This is a genomic window from Blastococcus sp. SYSU DS1021, from assembly GCF_054050995.1.
This window is the reverse complement of record NZ_JBJHAL010000001.1, coordinates 121,789-139,595: the sequence shown is the minus strand read 5'-3', so window position 1 is coordinate 139,595 and position 17,807 is coordinate 121,789. Positions and strand designations below refer to the sequence as shown.

Annotated in this window: 19 protein-coding genes and 1 riboswitch; of the genes, 9 read left to right on the top strand and 10 right to left on the bottom strand. The window is 74.9% G+C overall.

Translation table 11 applies throughout. The features are described 5' to 3' along the window. Positions 1-564, top strand: coding sequence for a sigma-70 family RNA polymerase sigma factor (locus tag ACI8AP_RS00725; RefSeq protein ID WP_456587407.1), 564 nt, complete (start codon positions 1-3; stop codon positions 562-564). 306 nt (positions 565-870) lie between these two features. Then, the gene (locus ACI8AP_RS00720; protein ID WP_456587406.1) at positions 871-1,851 is read left to right on the top strand and encodes a sulfite exporter TauE/SafE family protein; all 981 of its coding nucleotides are present in this window, start codon (positions 871-873) and stop codon (positions 1,849-1,851) included. A gap of 31 nt (positions 1,852-1,882) precedes the next feature. Here the strand turns inward: ACI8AP_RS00720 and ACI8AP_RS00715 are convergent, their stop codons facing one another. Together ACI8AP_RS00715 and ACI8AP_RS00710 are read right to left on the bottom strand one after the other, a co-directional pair. Further along, positions 1,883-2,875, bottom strand: a complete 993-nt coding sequence (locus ACI8AP_RS00715) for an NAD-dependent epimerase/dehydratase family protein (RefSeq protein WP_456587405.1) — start codon at positions 2,873-2,875, stop codon at positions 1,883-1,885. Between the two features lie 78 nt (positions 2,876-2,953). Continuing rightward, positions 2,954-3,454: a DUF5994 family protein gene (locus ACI8AP_RS00710; protein WP_456587404.1), complete on the bottom strand. Its 501-nt coding sequence runs from the start codon at positions 3,452-3,454 to the stop codon at positions 2,954-2,956. Positions 3,455-3,833: 379 nt separating this feature from the next. Beyond that, positions 3,834-3,927, top strand: a riboswitch (cyclic di-AMP (ydaO/yuaA leader). 20 nt (positions 3,928-3,947) lie between these two features. On the opposite strand from ACI8AP_RS00710, the gene ACI8AP_RS00705 reads away from it, so the two are divergent. Beyond that, positions 3,948-4,817, top strand: coding sequence for a LysM peptidoglycan-binding domain-containing protein (locus tag ACI8AP_RS00705; RefSeq protein ID WP_456587403.1), 870 nt, complete (start codon positions 3,948-3,950; stop codon positions 4,815-4,817). A gap of 66 nt (positions 4,818-4,883) precedes the next feature. On the opposite strand, the gene typA is transcribed toward ACI8AP_RS00705, so the two are convergent. Both typA and ACI8AP_RS00695 read right to left on the bottom strand, forming a co-directional pair. Further along, entirely contained in the window at positions 4,884-6,776 is a 1,893-nt protein-coding gene (typA, locus tag ACI8AP_RS00700; protein WP_456587402.1) for a translational GTPase TypA, read from the bottom strand. Between the two features lie 101 nt (positions 6,777-6,877). Further along, the gene (locus ACI8AP_RS00695) at positions 6,878-7,219 is read right to left on the bottom strand and encodes a hypothetical protein (RefSeq protein WP_456587401.1); all 342 of its coding nucleotides are present in this window, start codon (positions 7,217-7,219) and stop codon (positions 6,878-6,880) included. A 66-nt stretch (positions 7,220-7,285) separates the two neighbouring features. Between ACI8AP_RS00695 and ACI8AP_RS00690 the strand changes: the two genes are divergently transcribed. After that, positions 7,286-7,813 carry a GNAT family N-acetyltransferase gene (locus ACI8AP_RS00690; protein ID WP_456587400.1) on the top strand — a complete coding sequence of 176 codons (528 nt, stop codon included), beginning with the start codon at positions 7,286-7,288 and terminating at the stop codon, positions 7,811-7,813. A gap of 93 nt (positions 7,814-7,906) precedes the next feature. Here the strand turns inward: ACI8AP_RS00690 and ACI8AP_RS00685 are convergent, their stop codons facing one another. After that, positions 7,907-8,470, bottom strand: a complete 564-nt coding sequence (locus ACI8AP_RS00685) for a YceI family protein (protein WP_456587399.1) — start codon at positions 8,468-8,470, stop codon at positions 7,907-7,909. Positions 8,471-8,558: 88 nt separating this feature from the next. On the opposite strand from ACI8AP_RS00685, the gene ACI8AP_RS00680 reads away from it, so the two are divergent. Further along, complete coding sequence (locus ACI8AP_RS00680) at positions 8,559-9,059, top strand: MarR family winged helix-turn-helix transcriptional regulator (protein ID WP_456587398.1); 501 nt, start codon at positions 8,559-8,561, stop codon at positions 9,057-9,059. Positions 9,060-9,112: 53 nt separating this feature from the next. Further along, a complete protein-coding gene (locus ACI8AP_RS00675) occupies positions 9,113-9,562 on the top strand; it encodes a hypothetical protein (RefSeq protein ID WP_456587397.1) in 450 nt (149 codons plus the stop codon). Positions 9,563-9,583: 21 nt separating this feature from the next. On the opposite strand, the gene ACI8AP_RS00670 is transcribed toward ACI8AP_RS00675, so the two are convergent. Genes ACI8AP_RS00670 through ACI8AP_RS00660 form a run of 3 tightly spaced genes read right to left on the bottom strand, consistent with a single transcriptional unit; the run spans position 9,584 to position 12,701 of the window. Next, positions 9,584-10,483: an enoyl-CoA hydratase-related protein gene (locus tag ACI8AP_RS00670; protein WP_456587396.1), complete on the bottom strand. Its 900-nt coding sequence runs from the start codon at positions 10,481-10,483 to the stop codon at positions 9,584-9,586. Next, positions 10,480-11,478, bottom strand: a complete 999-nt coding sequence (locus ACI8AP_RS00665; protein ID WP_456587395.1) for an acyl-CoA dehydrogenase family protein — start codon at positions 11,476-11,478, stop codon at positions 10,480-10,482. Before ACI8AP_RS00665 ends, ACI8AP_RS00670 begins: the two co-directional genes overlap by 4 nt. Continuing rightward, on the bottom strand, positions 11,475-12,701 hold the full coding sequence (locus ACI8AP_RS00660; protein ID WP_456587394.1) for an acyl-CoA dehydrogenase family protein: 1,227 nt from the start codon (positions 12,699-12,701) through the stop codon (positions 11,475-11,477). Before ACI8AP_RS00660 ends, ACI8AP_RS00665 begins: the two co-directional genes overlap by 4 nt. A 101-nt stretch (positions 12,702-12,802) precedes the next feature. On the opposite strand from ACI8AP_RS00660, the gene ACI8AP_RS00655 reads away from it, so the two are divergent. Both ACI8AP_RS00655 and ACI8AP_RS00650 read left to right on the top strand, forming a co-directional pair. After that, entirely contained in the window at positions 12,803-13,456 is a 654-nt protein-coding gene (locus ACI8AP_RS00655; RefSeq protein WP_456587393.1) for a TetR/AcrR family transcriptional regulator, read from the top strand. A 65-nt stretch (positions 13,457-13,521) separates the two neighbouring features. Further along, positions 13,522-15,117 (top strand): long-chain-fatty-acid--CoA ligase, encoded by a 1,596-nt coding sequence (locus tag ACI8AP_RS00650; protein WP_456587392.1) that lies wholly within the window; start codon positions 13,522-13,524, stop codon positions 15,115-15,117. On the opposite strand, the gene ACI8AP_RS00645 is transcribed toward ACI8AP_RS00650, so the two are convergent. Continuing rightward, a complete protein-coding gene (locus ACI8AP_RS00645; protein WP_456587391.1) occupies positions 15,118-15,786 on the bottom strand; it encodes a response regulator in 669 nt (222 codons plus the stop codon). It lies immediately after the preceding gene. Next, complete coding sequence (locus ACI8AP_RS00640) at positions 15,783-16,970, bottom strand: sensor histidine kinase (protein WP_456587390.1); 1,188 nt, start codon at positions 16,968-16,970, stop codon at positions 15,783-15,785. The genes ACI8AP_RS00645 and ACI8AP_RS00640 overlap by 4 nt, the downstream gene beginning before the upstream one ends. 192 nt (positions 16,971-17,162) lie before the next feature. Here ACI8AP_RS00640 and ACI8AP_RS00635 point away from each other — a divergent pair, with 192 nt between their 5' ends. Then, on the top strand, positions 17,163-17,807 hold the full coding sequence (locus ACI8AP_RS00635) for a hypothetical protein (RefSeq protein ID WP_456587389.1): 645 nt from the start codon (positions 17,163-17,165) through the stop codon (positions 17,805-17,807).

Below are 17,807 nucleotides of genomic sequence, written 5' to 3'. Positions count from 1 at the left end.
ATGGACGACCTGGCACGCCTGGCCGCGGACGCCGCCGACGGCGACCCGCTGGCTGCGGCCACCCTCGTGCGGGAGACGCAGTCCGACGTCTGGCGGCTCTGCGCCGCGCTCGGCGACCGGGCCTCCGCCGACGACCTGACGCAGGAGACCTACCTGCGGGCGTTCGGCTCCCTGCACCGCTTCGAGGGCCGGTCCTCGGTCCGCACCTGGCTGCTGGCCATCGCCCGCCGGGTCTGCGCCGACGCGCTGAAGTCCCGCCGCCGGCGCCGGCTGACCCTGGTCCGGGAGTCCGCCGACCTGGAACTGCTGGCCCCGCCGGGCGCCGCGGACGCCGTCGGCGAGGGCGCCGCGGTCGCCGACCTGCTGGCCCGGCTGGCCCCCGACCGGCGCGAGGCGTTCGTGCTGACGCAGCTGCTGGGACTGCCCTACGCCGAGGCCGCGGAGGTCGCCGGGTGCCCCGTCGGCACCATCCGCTCCCGGGTGGCGCGGGCCCGGGACGACCTCGTGGAGTCCCTCGCTGCGGTGCGCGAGGACGCCGGCCCGGGCGAGACCGCGCACAGCTGAGCGCGCGGCGCCGGCACCCGCACCTCGCCGTGCCACAACGGGCCCATCGCGCGCACCCGCCACCGCCGTCCCACGCGTCGGGACCGGATCTGCGCCTAAGTGCATCGATCTGGTAGACATTGCGCCGTGACGCGGACGACGATGCTGCTCCTGGTGAGCCGCCGGCACGTCGACCTGCTGCGCGTCTGCACCGCCGCCTGTCCGGGCTGCTGAGCCCCCGCGCCTCCCCGGCGCCACCACGTCTCGCCCTCGCCTCACACGGTCGCCGCTGCGCGCCCGCGTCCTGAGACCCCGGAGCCAGTGCCCGTGAAGACCCTGATCCTGCTCGCCCTCGCCGGGTTCGGTGCCCAGCTCGTCGACGGCAGCCTCGGCATGGCCTACGGCGTCACCTCGACGACCCTGCTGCTGGCCATCGGCACCAACCCGGCCGCGGCGTCGGCGACCATCCACCTCGCCGAGATCGGCACCACGCTCGCCTCGGGGCTCTCGCACTGGAAGTTCGGCAACGTCGACTGGAAGGTCGTCGCCAAGGTCGGGGTGCCCGGTGCGGTCGGGGCGTTCGCCGGCGCCCACTTCCTGTCCAGCCTCTCGACGTCGGTCGCGGCGCCGGTCATGTCGCTGATCCTGGTCTCGCTGGGCGTCTACATCCTGGTGCGCTTCACGCTGCGCGGCATCGACCGGCGGAACGTCGGCAAGCCCATCCGCCGGCGCTTCCTCACCCCCCTGGGGCTGGTGGCCGGCTTCGTCGACGCCACCGGGGGCGGCGGCTGGGGACCGGTCGGCACGCCGGCGCTGCTGGCCAGCGGCCGCATGGAGCCGCGCAAGGTCATCGGCTCGATCGACACCTCCGAGTTCCTCGTCGCGCTGGCAGCGAGCCTCGGCTTCCTGATGGCGCTGGGCTCGGCGGGCATCGACCCCCTGTGGGTCGCCGGGCTGCTCGCCGGCGGCCTCGTCGCCGCGCCGATCGCCGCGTGGCTGGTGCGGCACATCCCGCCGCGCATGCTGGGCTCCCTGGTCGGCGGGATGATCGTGATCACCAACACCCGCACGCTGCTGCGCAGCGACTGGGTGGACGCCGGCGACGCCGTCAGCGCCCTGGTCTACGCAGTGCTCGCGGTCGTCTGGGTGCTGGCCGTCGTCCACTCCTACCGCCAGTACCGGCGGGACACGCGGCTGGAGTCGGCCGACGCCCTCGCCGAGGTGGCCGAGCAGAACGTGGCCGCCGACGCCACCGACTCCCGCGAGGTCCCGGTCGGCGCGGGCCGGCCCAGCGCCCCCCGCGACTGACAGGACGCCGCACGGCACCCGCCGGCTGCTCCTAGCGGCCGGCCAGCAGGAAGGCCTCCAGCTCGGCCGGGAGGCCGGGTCCGGGCTGGTCGGCGGGGCGGTGCGCCGGCGGCGCCGGCCGCTCGTGCGTGCGCAGCCACGCCCAGGTGTCGGCGACGGTCGCCTCCAGCGCCCGCGTGGCCAGCCCGAGCTCGGCGGCCCGGGTGGTGTCGACGTCCCAGGCGGTGCGGGCGACCTCGTGGCGCAGCCACAGCGGCAGGTGCAGCCACTCCTGGACGCCGGCGGCGAGAAGGTCGGCCTCGGGCACCGGTACCCACTCCGCCGCGCTCCCGGTGACGACCCGGCAGAGCTCGAGCAGGCCGCCCAGGGTCGTCATGCCCGCCGGCCCCGTGGCGTTGACCGCACCGGTGCGGCCCTGCCCGGCCATGTCCACGAGCCAGGCGGCCAGGTCACGGGCGTCGACCAGCGCGATCGGCTGGGCGACGCCCTCGGCCGGGACGACCACCCGACCGCCGCTCGCGATGCGCTCCAGCCACCAGCCGAGGCGGTGGATCGGGTCGGAGGGGCCGACGATCAGGCCGGCACGGGCGGCGAGGAAGCGGCCACCGACGGCGGCGGCGAGCTCCCGCTCGCCGAAGGCCTTGATGGGCCCGTACTCGTCGTCCTCGGTGTCCCAGGTCGGCTCGCCGTCCTCCGGGCCGAGCGGCCCCGGCGGCCAGTTGCGGTACGCGTTGAGGCTGCTCACGAAGACGTAGGAGCGGACCCCGCCCAGCGCCGCAGCGGCGTTGCGGGCGGCGGCCCGGGTCTGGCAGGAGGTGTCGACGACGAGCTCGGGCTCCCACTCCCCCAGCGCGCGCGGCAGCGCGCCGGGGTCGTCGCGGTCGCCGTGCAGCGCCCGCGCGCCCTCCGGCGGCGGACCCGTCAGGCCCCGGGTGAAGGTGGCGACGTCGTGCCTGCGAGCGAGCGCGGCCTCCACCACGTGCCGGCCGAGGAAGTGGGTGCCGCCGAGGACGAGGAGTCTCATGCCGAGCACTCCAGCCCGGTCGGCGCCCGCGCGTCCAGGGAGTTCGCCGGCAGCGGATCCGCCGTCGGCGGACGAGCGCTACACCGCGCGGGACACCGGCAGCGTGGGCACCTGCGGAAGGGGCGTGGAACGGGCCGCGGCGAGCACCATCTGGGGCGAGGACGGCAGGCCCCGCCGGGTGCACAGCCGCAGCGCCCGGGCGCCGGTGAGGACGTCGGTCTCCGGCGGGACGACCAGCAGGTCGGCCCGGCGGTTCCCCCCGGCCCAGGTGAGGCAGACGACCTGCGGGTCCATGCTCCGGAAGCCGCCGGCGCGGACCGTGCGGCCCAGCACCTCCAGCTTGCGGGGGGCCGGCTCCCAGGCGTCGAGGGCGTAGGTGAACCGCTCCACCCGCACACCACGCCGCTCCAGCGCCGCGATCAGCTCCGGCAGCTCCACGGCGAGGTCCCGGCTCCGCGGGAACCACGCACCGTCGAACGCCGAACCGCCCGATCCGGCGTCGGCGCGCAGGCTCACCCGGACGTCGATGCCACCCCGGAAGCCCTCGATCGCCGGAACCGTACGGGTGATCGTCGCCATGAGCGTTCGGCCGCCTTCCTCTTCCCAGGGAGCCGGGGAGACGGCTCCGAGGTCAACGTAGGACGGGTGCGAGGCGAGACTCCTCGACGGCGTGGCGGGCGCGTCGGACCGCTTCGGCCAGTCATCACGATTCGTGACCTGACGAGCACGGAGCCCGCGCCGCGGACCGTGCGCCGCCGGTACGAGCACCGCACACGGGCAGTCGGGGGCGGGCCACGGCGAGTCAGTCCGCGCGGGGCCGCCCGCGATGGAGGCTCCGCGGCCTTGCCGTCGGGGACGGCGGTCTGCCTACCGTGCTGCGTCCACCAACGGGTGGGCCCGGATGGCGGACCGCCGAACCTGCCCACCGCCACCGGACCCGTGCACACGACGGGCAGGCGCGGGGAACCCACGAGATCCTGGCCCTCGGCCTCGGGGTGAAGCCGCAGCACGCGGCCGGGCAGCTCTCGCCCGAACCCGACAGCTAACCCCGCAGGCGGCGAGAGGCTTCCCCATGCTCAAGCACCGCACGGCACGACCCGGTCGCTCCACCCGCACCTCCGCGGCGGCGGCGGCCATGGCACGTCCGGCCGTGGTCCTCGCGGCCGCCGCGGCCGCCTCCCTCGCGATCGCCGGTCCGGCACAGGCCCACCCCGGGGAGCACACGGTCGTCCCCGGTGACACGCTGGGCGGGCTCGCGGCCGCCCACGGCACCTCGTGGCAGACCATCCACGCCGACAACCTCGCCACCATCGGCGCCGACCCGAACGTCCTGCGCGTCGGGCAGGTCCTCGTCATCGGCGGATCGGGCGCCGCCCCTGCCGCCCCCGCCCCCGCCGGCGGCGAGTACGTGGTGCAGCCGGGCGACACGCTGGGCGGCATCGCCGCCCGCCACGGCACCACCTGGCAGGACGTGCACGCCCTCAACCTCGAGGTCATCGGCGCGGACCCGAACGTGCTGCGCGTCGGGCAGCGACTCACCCTCGTCGGCGGCCCGTCGGCGGCCCCGGAGCGTGCCAGCCGCGCCGCGGACCGGCCGGCCCTCGACACCGCCGCCTACGGCGCGTGGGAACCGCACGTGCGCCCCGCCGTCGCGGAGGTCGCCGCGGAGTTCGGCATCCCGACGGTGCTCACCCGCCCCGGCCACAGCCCGTCGGAGGGCCGCGCCGCCGACTTCATGGTCTACGACGACCGGGCCACGGGCGACGCGCTCAGCCAGTACGTCATCGACAACGCGGCGCGCCTCGGCGTCGAGTACGTGATCTGGCAGCAGCAGATCGCCGGGACGTGGACGGGCTGGGCCTGGCAGCCCATGGAGGACCGCGGCTCCCCCACCGCCAACCACATGGACCACCCGCACGTGGCCTTCGTGCCGGCGCCGTAACGGCCCCATGACGCAGCGAGCCCCTGCCCGGATCACCGGGCAGGGGCTCGCTGCGTCATGGGCGGATCAGCTGGGCTTGGGCTTGCGGTTCTTGGCCTTGCCGCGCTCGGTCTGGTCGAGCACCACCTTGCGGATGCGGACGCCGGCCGGCGTGACCTCCACGCACTCGTCCTCGGCACAGAACTCCAGCGCCTGCTCCAGGTTGAGGATCCTCGGCGGGATCAGCCGCTCCAGCTCCTCGGAGGTGGACTTGCGCATGTTGGTGAGCTTCTTCTCCTTGGTGATGTTCACGTCCATGTCGTCCGGACGGGAGTTCTCACCCACGATCATGCCCTCGTAGACCTCGGTGCCCGGCTGGACCATGAGCTGGCCACGCTCCTGCAGCGAGAACATCGAGTAGGTCGTCGCCACGCCCTGGCGGTCGGCGACCAGCGAGCCGGTCGGCCGGGCGCGCATGTCGCCCAGCCACGGCTCGTAGCCCTCGAGGTTGCTGTTCAGCACGCCGGTGCCGCGGGTCTCGGTCAGGAACTCGGTGCGGAACCCGATGAGGCCGCGGGAGGGGACGACGTACTCCATCCGCGCCCAGCCGGTGTCGTGGTGCACCAGGTTCTCCAGCCGGCCGCGGCGCACCGCGAGAGCCTGGGTCAGGGTGCCGACGTACTCGCCGGGGGTGTCGATGGTGACCCGCTCGACGGGCTCGTGCAGCTTGCCGTCGATCTCCTTGGTGACGACGGTGGGCCGGCCGACGGTGAGCTCGAACTCCTCGCGGCGCAGCTGCTCGACGAGGATGGCCAGCGCCAGCTCGCCACGGCCCTGCATCTCCCAGGTGTCGGGGCGGTCGGTGGGCAGCATCCGCACGCTGACGTTGCCGACCAGCTCCTGGTCGAGGCGGTTCTTGATCAGGCGGGCGGTGAGCTTCTTGCCCGACTTGCCCGACAGCGGCGAGGTGTTGATCCCGATGGTGATCGAGATCGAGGGCTCGTCGACGGTCAGCGGGGGCAGCGGCCGCGGGTCGTTCGGGTCGGCGAGGGTGTCGCCGATCATGATGTCCTCGATGCCGGCGATGGCGACCAGGTCGCCGGGGCCGGCGCTCTCGGCCGGCGTCCGGGTCAGACCCTCGGTGACCAGCAGCTCGGTGATCTTGACGTTCTTGATCGTGCCGTCGACCTTGCACCAGGCGACCTGCTGGCCGCGCTTCATCTCACCGGAGTGGATGCGCAGCAGCGCCAGGCGACCCAGGAACGGCGAGGCGTCGAGGTTGGTGACCTGCGCGCGCAGCGGCTCCTCGGCGTCGTACTCCGGCGCCGGGATCGTGTCCAGCAGCGTCTTCACCAGCGGGCCGAGGTCCGGGCTGTCGGGGACGGTGCCGTTCTCGGGCTTGGTCAGCGACGCCTGCCCGGTGCGGCCGTTGCAGTAGACGATCGGGAACTCGAGGGCGTCGGCGTCCATGCCGGCGTCCTCCATGAGCTCCATGAACAGCTCGTAGCACTCGTCGACGACCTCTTCGATGCGGGCGTCGGAGCGGTCGGTCTTGTTGACCGCGAGGATGACCGGCATCCCCTTGCCGAGCGCCTTGCGCAGCACGAAGCGGGTCTGCGGGAGCGGGCCCTCGGAGGCGTCGACCAGCAGCACGACTCCGTCGACCATGGAGAGGCCGCGCTCGACCTCGCCACCGAAGTCGGCGTGGCCGGGGGTGTCGACGATGTTGACGACGACGGGGTTGCCGTCCTCGTCCGCCAGGCGGATCGCGGTGTTCTTCGCGAGGATGGTGATGCCGCGCTCGCGCTCGAGGTCCATCGAGTCCATCACGCGGTCCTGCGTGGAGTCGTTGTCCGTCCCCTCGCCCTTGGCGCGGCCGAGCGCGCCGGCCTGGCGGAGGAGGGCGTCGACCAGGGTCGTCTTGCCGTGGTCGACGTGGGCGACGATCGCCACGTTGCGCAGGTCGTTGCGGGTGGGCATGCGGAAGGGCACCTCGGGAGCTCGGGGGCGCGCCGCGCGGACGCGCGCGGGCATCAGGTCAACAGCCTTCGAGGCCCCGACCTTCCCTACACTCTAGGTGCTCAGCGCGCGGACACCGCCTCTCGCTGCTTGTCGACCACCCCGTAGGTGGCCCCGGCCGCGGCGACAGTGACCAGACTCACCGCGAACCAGGCGGGGAGACCGGCGCCCAGGGCGAGCACGTGCGCGAGCACGAAGGCGCCGACGTAGAGGGCGGCGAGCCCCGCGGTGACGGCGGGGCCCCGCCGTCGGGCGGCGATCCAGGCGGCACCGATCCCACATGCGGCGAACACCGCGCCGCCGAGCGCCCGGACGCCGGTGCCCTGGGCGATGCCGAAGCCGGCGGCGAGGCCGACGGCGACCAGGAGCGAGGCGGGGATCCGGGCGAGGGCGGAGGTCGACATGTCCCCCAGTGTCCCTGTCGAGGAGTCGACCGCGGCGGCGCCCGGCCGCCTGGCATGGTCGCGGGGGTGTACGCACGGACCCGCCTCCTGGCCCTCGACGACGCCCCGGTCCTCACCCACCTCGTCCGCGCGGACCGGGAGTTCCAGGCGCCCTGGGAACCGGCCCGCGACGAGCGGTGGTACACCGAGGCGGGCCAGCGGACCGACGTCCGGGCGGCCCTGGAGCGCCACGACGCCGGGCTCGCGCTCCCCTGCGTCATCCTGGACGACTCCGGCGCGGTGGTCGGGCGGATCACGCTGAACAACGTCGTCCGCGGGGCCTTCCAGTCCGGCAGCCTCGGCTACTGGGTCGCCTCGGCCGCCAACGGCCGCGGGCTGGCCACCCGCGCCGTCGCCGAGATGCTGCGGCGGGCGTTCACCGACCTCGCCCTCCACCGCGTGGAGGCCGGCACGCTGCTGCACAACGCGGCGTCCCAGCGGGTGCTCCGGCGCAACGGGTTCGAGCGGTACGGGGTGGCACCGCACTACCTCCGGATCGCCGGGCGCTGGCAGGACCACGTCCTGTTCCAGGTGCTGAACCCTGCGATGGCGTAGCCCCCCGACCGACGCAGAGGGCCCCGGACGGCGAACCGTCCGGGGCCCTCGCGACGTGCTGGAGCGGCCCCCTGCGCGGGGGCAGAGGGGTCCTTACGCGGTGCGGAGCACGGCCTCGATCTCGAGCTCGACGTTGATCTTGTCGCCGACGACGACGCCGCCGCCGTCCATCGGCATGTCGATGTCGACGCCGTACTCCTTGCGGGAGATCTCGGTCTTGGCGCTGAAGCCGGCGCGGGTGCCGCCGTAGGCGTCCGGGCCGAAGCCGTTCAGCTCGAGCGCCAGGACGACCGGCTTGGTGATGCCCTTGATGGTGAGGTCGCCCTCGACGGTCCAGTCGGCACCGTCGGTCTTCACAGCGGTGGAGCGGAAGGTCATCACGGTGTGGTTGCCGACGTCGAAGAAGTCGGCGGACTTGATGTGCGCGTCCCGCTGCTCCTGCCGGGTGTCGATCGAGTCCATGTCCACCGTGGCGGTGACGCTGGACTGCGTCGGGTCCTCGGCGGTGACGATCTCGCCGGAGAACTCGCGGAAGTAGCCGCGGACCTTGCTCACCATCATGTGGCGGACGGAGAAGCCGACGGTGGAGTGGCTGGCGTCGATGTCCCAGGTGCCGGCGATGTAGCCGGGGATCTGGACGCTGGTGCTGCTGGTCATGGTGCCTCCCTGGTGGTCCTGCGTGGCGGTGCGATGTCTGGCGTCAGCGTAGTTGAGCGCTTGACTATTCCGCCAGTATTCTGTGCCCATGACCATGTCGGTGTCGTCGGAGTCCCTCCCCACGGGTGAGCCGCGCTGGCTCGATCCCGAGGAGCAGAAGGCGTGGCGCGCCTGGCTCTACAGCGCCCAGCTCCTGCTCGACCGGCTCGACCGCGAACTCAGCCACCGCACCGGCATCTCGCACGCCTACTACGAGATCCTCGTCGCCCTCTCCGAGGCGCCCGAGCGCATGATGCGGATGAGCGAGCTGGCCGACCGGTGCCTCTCCTCCCGGAGCCGGCTGTCGCACGCCGTCTCGCGGCTGGAGGAACGCGGCTGGGTGCGCCGGCAGGTGTGCGCCGAGGACGGGCGCGGCCAGCTCGCCGTCCTCACCGACGAAGGGTTCGCCGCCCTGGAGGGTGCGGCGCCGGTGCACGTCGAGGGCGTCCGGCGCGAGCTGTTCGACCAGCTCTCCCCCGCGCAGGTGGTCGCCATGCGCGACCTCGGCGAGACGCTGCTGCGCCACCTGGACCCGATGCGGATGCCCTGAGGCGCCCGGCCTCGTCGCACCGGCCGACCCCACGACGCCCCTAGGGTCTCCTCATGGAACCGCGCAGCAGGAGGACCGCCCTCGTCGCCGGCACCGTGCTGCTGCTCACCGGATGCGGCGGCCCGGCAGCACCCGAGCTCGCCGTGCTCGACCGGTCGGCGACGGCCGAGGACGCCGTCCCGGACGGCGTCGAGGTGCCGGAGGGGGTCGACGACCTGCGTCACGTCGCCGAGGCGGACGGCGCTCAGGTCTACGCCGGCCGGGGCGCGGCCGACCACCCCTGGTGCGTCGTGGTGCTCGTGGGCTCCGTCGAAGGCGAGAACTGGGTGACCGGCTCGTCCTGCACGGACGACGACACCTTCGCCGAGCGAGGAGTCTGGGTCGAGGTGGGCGGCGCGGACGTCGAGCGCGGCGCCGCGACGCTGTTGCCGGACGACTTCGACGGCGAGCTCCGACCCGGTTGGGAGATCGCCGGGCCGAACCTGGCCCTGCCCACCGAGTAGCGACCGAGGTGGGCGGGCCTGCTAGGCGCGCCCGACGTCGTCCGGGGGCAGCGGCCAGCGCGGCACGCCCGCGACGGCGCCGTCGGGCACGCGGCCGGGGAAGCGCGGCGGCCGCTTCTCCAGGAAGGCGGCCACCCCCTCGGCCGGGTCCGGCCCCTCCCCCAACTCGACCAGCGCCCGGGACTCCGCGCGGTGGGCGTCCCAGGGCGAGGACGCACCGAGCATCGACCAGAGCAGCTGCCGGGCCGCGCCGACGGCGACCCCGCTGGTGTTCGCCACGATCTCCTGGGCCAGCCCGTAGGCGGTCGGCAGCAGCTCGTCGTCGGGCACCACGCGGGACACCAGCCGGCCGCGCAGCGCCTCCGCGGCGTCGAACACCCGCCCGGTCGCGACCCACTCCATGGCCTGGCTGATGCCCACCACCCGGGGCAGGAACCAGGAGGACGCCGCCTCGGGCACGATGCCGACGCGACCGAACACGAACCCGAAGCGCGCCGACTTCGCGGCGATCCGGACGTCCATGGGCAGGGTGAGCGTCGCGCCGATGCCCACGGCCGGGCCGTTGACCGCAGCGATCACCGGCTTGCGCAGCGCGGCGAAGGGCAGCGAGGCCACTCCCCCGGCGTCCCGGGGGAAGCCACCGATGTCCTCGCTGAGCGGACCCGGCGGCCGCTCCCGGGTGCGCCGGTCGGAGAAGGTGTCCTTTCCGCCGCCGAGGTCGGCCCCGGCGCAGAACGCCCGCCCCGACCCGGTCACGACCACCACGCGGACGTCGTCGTCGGCGTCGGCGGCCGCCGCCACGCGGGCGAGCTCGTCGGCCATCGTGAGGGTGAACGCGTTGAGCCGGTCCGGCCGGTGCAGCGTCACCGTCGCGACGCCGTCGGCCACCTCGTACCGCAGCTCGGTGAGGTCGCCGGTCATCGCCCCGCGCCCAGGGCTCCGGTGACGGCGAGCCGGGCGACGGCGTCGAGGTGCTCGGCCTCGTCCCCGAGCAGCAGCCGGTCCACCTTCGCCCGCCGCCAGTACAAGTGCGCGTCGTGCTCCCAGGTGAACCCGATGCCGCCGTGCACCTGGATCAGGGTGCTGGCGGCGCGCTCGAAGGTCGCCGCCGCGCATGCCTTGGCCGCCGCCGCCGCGAGCGGCAGCTCCGCGGGGTTGCAGTCGGCCGCCCACGCCGCCCACCAGACCAGGGAGCGCAGCTGCTCCACGCCGACCCAGGCGTCGACCAGCATGTGCTTGATCGCCTGGTAGGAGCCGATCCGGCGGCCGAACGCCTCCCGCTCCTGGGCGTAGGCCACGCCGAGCTGCACGCACCGCTCGGCGCCGCCCAGGTCCTCCGCGGCCATGACGACCGCGCCCACCTGCCGGGCGCGGGCCCACAGCTCGCCGGCGTCCGGGGTCAGCACGCGGCGGGAGGTCAGCCGGACGGAGGCCAGCCCGCGGGTGGCGTCCAGCGGGCGGCCGGGCACGACCTCGCCCTCGCCGACGACCAGGTCCGCACCGTCCAGCCCCAGGAACAGGGTGGCGTCCGCGGCGTCGACCGACGGCGCGGAGCCGTCGACGGCCCCGTCCAGCACGGCGAACCCCGTCGACCCGTCGGCCAGCTGCGCGGCCAGGTCGGGCGCGTCGCCGAGCAGCACCGCGGCGCGGGCGGCGGTGACCAGCGAGGGCGCGGCCAGGACCGCGCCGCCCTGCTCGGCCACGACGGCGAGATCCAGCAGCGGGCGCCCGGAGCCCCCGGCGGACTCCGGGACCGTGATGCCGAGGAAACCGATGTCGGCCAGCGCCTTGCGGCCGGGTTCCAGCCCGCCGCCCTCCAGCCCGGCGCGCGCGGCGGCCGGCGAGGCGTTGCCCCGGTAGAAGTCCCGGGCGCCGTCGGCGATGTCGCGCTGGTCGGCGTCGAGGTCGAAGTTCATCGCGTCCCTCCCGAGAAAGGCCCGGCCTTGTCGCTGCGCGGCTCCGGCGGCAGGCCCAGCACCCGCTCGCCGAGGATGTTGCGCAGCACCTGGTCGGTGCCCCCGGCGATGCTGATGCCGGGCAGCCACGACTGGGTCCGCTGCCAGCGGTCGTCGCCGTCGGCGGTGGCGGCGTACACGGCCTCGTCGCCCAGCAGCCGCACCCCGGCGTCGGCCATCAGCAGACCGGCCTCGGTGCCGGCGAGCTTCCCGGCACTGGCCTCGGGCCCCGGGATGCCGCCCTGGCTGAGCACGGTCAGCCGCCGGTACCCGGTGTAGCGGGCGGCGAGCGCCGCGACCACCGCCCGCCCGACCGCCTGGCGGGCCAGCACCTGCCGCTCGGGGTCCAGCCGCGGCAGCCGCTCCCGCGCGTGCTGGGCGAACTCCTCCACCGGCGCCCCGATGGCGCCACCGGCCCCGCCGATGGCCACCCGCTCGTTCATCAGCGTGGTGAGCGCGACCCGCCACCCCTCGCCGGGCTCGCCGAGCCGCTCCGAGTCGGGGATGCGGACGTCGTCGAAGAAGACCTCGTTGAAGTCCGCCTGGCCGCCCATCTGGCGCAGCGGGCGCACCGTCACGCCCGGGGCGTGCATGTCGACGACGAACATGGTCAGTCCGGCGTGCTTGGGCTTCTCCGGTTCGGTGCGGGTGAGCAGGATGCCGAAGTCGGCGACGTGCGCCAGCGTCGTCCACACCTTCTGCCCGTTGACGACCCAGTCATCGCCGTCGCGGACGGCGGTGGTGCGCAGCGCGGCGAGGTCCGAGCCCGACGCCGGCTCGCTGAACAGCTGGCACCACACCTCGTCGGCGCGCAGCAGCGGGGCGAGGTAGCGCTCGCGCTGCTCCTGGCTGCCGTGAGCGATGACGGTGGGCCCGCACATGCCGATGCCGATGTGGTTGATCAGCCCCGGCACCCGGGCCCGGGCGAGCTCCTGGCCGACGATCGCCTGCTGCACGAGCGTGCCGCCCTGCCCGCCGTACTCCCGGGGCCAGGTGACGCCGACCAGGCCGGCCTCGGCGAGCACCCGCTGGGTGCGGCGCATCTCGGCCTCGTGGGTGCGGGCGTCGATCCCCTCCTGCCCCGGCGCGAGGTGCAGCAGCTCGCCGGCGTGCTCCTCGAGCAGGGCGCGCACCCGCGCCCGGTACTCGGCCTCGTCGGGGCTGTCGTCGAAGTCCACGGGCACGCCTCTCGTCGGTGAGTGGGTCGGCCGCAGCGTGACAGTCGTCACCCGGAACGGTCAACGGTGACTGTTCCGGGCCCCGCACACGGCCTACTGTTCCGCGGATGAGCGCCGAGCCCGTCGCCGGCCGCGCCGCTGCCGGGCCCCGCTCGCGCTCGGAGCGGACCGCCGACAGCCGCCTGCTGATCCTCGACGCGGCCGTGGCCTGCCTGGTGGAGGACGGGTTCGCGGGCGCCTCGACGCTCGCCGTCCAGGCCCGGGCCGGGGTCTCGCGCGGCCGGCTGCTGCACCACTTCCCCTCCCGCGCCGAGCTGCTCGTCGCCGCCGCCGAGCACCTGTCCACGACCCAACTGGACGAGGTCCGTCGCCGGGCCGCCGCGCTGATGGAGGACGAGCCGACCGGGCGGGAGCGGGTGGAGCGGGCGATCGACCTAATGTGGGCGACGTTCCAGGAGCCCCCGTTCTGGGCGGCGATGGAGCTCTGGACGGCGGCGCGCACCGACCCCGAGCTGCGCGCGGCCCTGCGCGGGGAGGAGCGGCGGCTGCGGGCGTCCATCGCCGCGGTGGCCGACGGCATCTGGGGGCCGGAGATCGCCGGCGCCGCCACCTACGCCGACCTGTGCGAGCTGCTCTTCACGAGCATGCGGGGCGTGGCGCTCGTCTACGCGTTCGAGGACCGGCCTGCCGCCACCGACCCGCACCTGGCCCTCTGGAAGCGCCTCGCCGCGCGGCTGCTCGCCCTCGACAGTCAGGGTTGACCGCTCCGCCCTCGGTCGCCACCATGACGCAGATCACACCCGCGTCGGACGTCGAGGAGCAACCCGTGACCGTCGAGATCCCTCCCCTGCAGGGCCGGGGCATGACCCTGAGCGACCAGCTGGCCCGCTGGGCCCGCGCGACACCGGACTCGACGGCGCTGCGCTTCGAGGGGACGGGGCGCAGCTACGCGGAGCTGGACGAACGCGTCACCCGACTGGCCCGGGCGCTGCGGCAGCGCGGGGTCGGCACCGGTGACCGCGTCGCCGTCCTGACCCTCAACGGCATGGAGGGGTGGGAGTCCTACCTCGCCGGCGTCCGGCTGGGCGCGATCGTCGTCCCGGTGAACTTCCGGCTGGTGGCCGACGAGGTCGCCTACGTGCTCACCGACTCCGGCGCCGTCGCGCTGGTCGTGGACGCGCCGCTGGCGGAGGTCGCCGCCAAGGCGCGCGAGCAGGCGCCGGACGTCGCCGCCGCCCTGGTGGTCGGCGGCGGGGACGCCGGCCCGGGCAGCGAGGACTACGAGACGGCGCTCGCCGCCGCCGGCACCGACCCGCTCGACGTCGTGGTCGACGAGGACGAGCCGGCGTTCATCATGTACACGTCGGGCACGACCGGCCGCCCCAAGGGCGCGGTGCTCACCCACCGGAACCTGCTCCTGCACGCGTTCAGCCAGATCACGACGCTGGGCTGGGACCCCGACGACCGGGTGGGCGTGCCCGGCGCGCCGCTGTTCCACATCGCGGGCCTGGCCGGCGGGCTGCCCCCGCTGCTCCTCGGCGGCGTCCACGTGATCATCAAGTCGGGCGCCTTCGACCCGGCCGCGACGCTGGACATGATGGAGCGGGAGAAGGTCTCCAGCATCTTCCTCGTGCCCGCGATGTGGGCCGCCGTGCTCGCCGTCCCCGACCTCGCCTCCCGCGACCTCTCGTCGCTGCGGCGGGTCTCCTGGGGCGCGGCCCCCGCCTCCACGACGCTGCTCCGCGCGCTGATCGACGCCTTCCCGCAGGCGGAGGTGGTCACCGCGTTCGGCCAGACCGAGTGCAGCCCCGTCACCTGCCTGCTGCGCGGGGAGGACTCGGTGCGCAAGATCGGCTCGGTCGGCACGCCGATCCTCAACGTCGAGGTCCGGGTGGTCGACGAGGCGATGGAGGACGTCCCGCTGGGCGAGGTCGGCGAGATCGTCTACCGCAGCCCGATGGTGATGAAGGAGTACTGGAACAAGCCGGAGGCGACCGCCGAGGCCTTCGCCGGCGGCTGGTTCCACTCCGGCGACCTGGTGCGCCAGGACGAGGACGGCTACTTCTACGTCGTCGACCGCAAGAAGGACATGATCATCTCCGGCGGGGAGAACATCTACTGCGCCGAGGTGGAGAACGTCCTGGCCGCCCACCCGAAGGTCGCGGAGGTCGCGCTGATCGGCGTCCCCGACAGCCGGTACGGCGAGGCGCCGCTGGCCGTCGTCGCCCCGCGCGACGTGGCCGACCCGCCCACCTCCGAGGAGCTCGGCGCCTGGTGCCGTGAGCGGCTGGCCCGCTACAAGAACCCGCGGGAGTACTCGGTGGTCGGGGCGCTGCCGCGCAACCCGAGCGGCAAGGTGCTCAAGACCGCCCTGCGCCAGGAGCACTCGGCGGGCTCCCTGGTCGCCGAACCGGTCGTCTAGTCAGTCGGCCTGCCCGGGACGCACCAGCCCCGACTCGTAGGCGACCACCACCGCCTGCACCCGGTCCCGGACCCCCAGCTTGGCGAGCACGCGCGCCACGTGGGTCTTCACCGTGCCCTCGCCCAGCACGAGGCGGTCGGCGATCTCGGCGTTGGACAGGCCCCGGGCGACCAGCCGCAGGACCTCCTCCTCGCGCGCGGTCAGCCGGTCGAGGCCGGGTGCCCGTGCCAGGGTCGGACCGACCCGCCGCACGTGGTCGTCGAGCAGGCGGCGGAGCAGGCTGGGCGCGAGCAGCACGTCACCGGTACCGGCCGAGCGGACGGCGGCGACCAGCTGCTCGCGCGGCATCGACTTGAGCAGGAACCCGGCCGCCCCGGCGCGCAGGGCCTCCACCAGGTGCTCGTCGGCGTCGAACGTCGTCAGCATGACCACCGCCGTCGCCACCGCGGGGTCGGCGCAGATGCGGCGGGCGGCCTGGATGCCGTCCAGGCGGGGCATCCGGACGTCGACCAGCGCGACGTCGGGGCGCAGCTGCCGGCACAGGCCCACGGCGTCGACCCCGTCACCGGCCTCCCCGACGACCTCCAGCCCGGCCTCGGCCTCCAGGATCATCCGCAGCCCGGCCCGCACGAGGGCCTCGTCGTCGGCCAGCAGCACCCGGACGCTCATACCGCCGCATGCTCCGGCACCGGGACCGGCAGCACCGCGCGGATGGTCCAGCCGGTCCCGTCGGCCCGCGGCCCGGCGGTCAGGCAGCCGTCGAAGAGGGCCACGCGCTCCCGGAGACCCAGCAGGCCGTGCCCCGCCCGCCCGGGATCGCCGCCTCCCGGGCCGTCGTCGGACACCTCGACCGTCAGCGCCTCGGCGGCGAACTCCAGCACCACGCTGATCGGCGCGCCGGGGGCGTGGCGGAGCGCGTTGGTCAACGACTCCTGCACGATCCGGTAGGCGGTCGCCTCCACGGCGGCCGGCAGCGGGGGCACGGCGCCGTCCGCCGTCATCTCGACGTCCCGGCCGGCCGCTCGCGCCGCCACGACGAGCTCTTCGATGGCGGCGATCGAGCCGGGCAACGGGTCCGCGGGCCCTTCCTCCGGGTGCTCCCGCAGCACGCGCAGCATCCGGTGCAGGTCGTCGAGGGCCGTGCGGCCGGACGCGAGCACGACGTCCAGCGCCCGGGCCGTGGCCGGCTCCCGAGCGCCCAGGCTGGCCTGCGCGGCCTCGGCGTGCAGGAGCATCAGCGTGACCCCGTGCCCGACGACGTCGTGCATCTCGCGGGCGATCCGGCGGCGCTCGGCGGCCAGAGCACCCGCCCGCTCGGCCTCCTGCCGGCGCTCGCGTTCCCGCGCCGCGACGGCCTCGCGCTCGGCCGCGACCGCCCGGTCCAGCCGTTCGCGGGCCAGCCGGGCGAACACCCAGACGACGACCGGGATCGCCATGTTGGCCACCTCGTCCGCGGCGTTCACCGGTCGGTCGGCGACGAACGGGTAGACCTGCACGGCGGCCAGGACGGCGAGCAGCCCGAGGACGGCGTCCCGGCGGCGGTCGGCGTACTGGGCCACCGAGTAGGTCAGGACGAGGACGGCCACGAAACCGGCGACGGCGGGCGCCTCCCCCAGGACCGTCTGGAAGGCGAGCCCCGCTGCGCCGACGACGGCGGCACCCACCGGCCTGGCACGCCGCGCCACCAGGCTCGCCGTCATGACGGCGAAGGCCACGTGCTGCAGGCCGCGCGGACCGCCGAGCTCGTCGGCCGCGAGCAGCTCGACCTGACCGGCGACCGTTAGCCCGACGGCGAGCACGCCGTCGCGCACCGGCACCGGGAGGGCCCGCCACCTGCTCAGCACGCCTCGCATGGCGGGCAGCGTAGGACCGTTCCGGCGCCCGGCGGGTCCCTCCGACGACCGATGCGGGGTCTGCCTCGCGGGGGATGCCCCGGCGACGCCCCGACCCCGGGATCGGCCCGGAGAGGGACGGCGTGCCGGGCCGCGGCCGCCAGCGTGGGCCCGACGGCGCGGACCGCGCGCCCACCACCAGGAGGAACCGCCATGACCACGTCCACCCCCACCGCCACGGCCACCAGCGACCCGGCCGGGGTGCGGCACGGCTCACCCGTCCCGGCCGTGGCCGGCATCGGCGCGCTGGGCGCCTTCGCCGCGGCCGCCGTCGTCCTCGGCGACCCGCTGGCGGGGGCCGGGAACGCCCAGGAGGCCGCGGCGGCGCTCGGCAACGCACCGGTCACGCTCGCCGCGACCCTGCTCGGCGGTTACGCGCTCCTCGCCACCGCGGTGGCCGGCGCACTGGCCCGGCGGCTGGGGCGCTCCGGCGAAACCGCGGCCGTGCGGCTGCTGCCGGTTCTCGGCGCCGGCCACGTACTGCTGCTGGCCGCGACCTTCACCTCGCTGGCGGCGGCAGTGGTCGTGGGCACCCGGGTGCTGGGCGGAGGGGTGACCCCGACGGGCGCGGAGACAGGGCTGATCGTGATGAACGTCGTCCACCCGATGGCCGCCTGGGTGGGAGCAGGGTTCCTCATCGCCGTGGCGGTGGCCGCCCGCGGCACCTCCCGTGCGCTGACGATCGTCAGCGCCGTCTTCGCCGCGGGTCTTCTGCTGCCCCCGGTGGGCTGGGCGGTCACCTACCTGATGGCCTTCTGGTTCGCGGGCGTCGGCGTGTGGCTCTGGCGCCGGCACTGA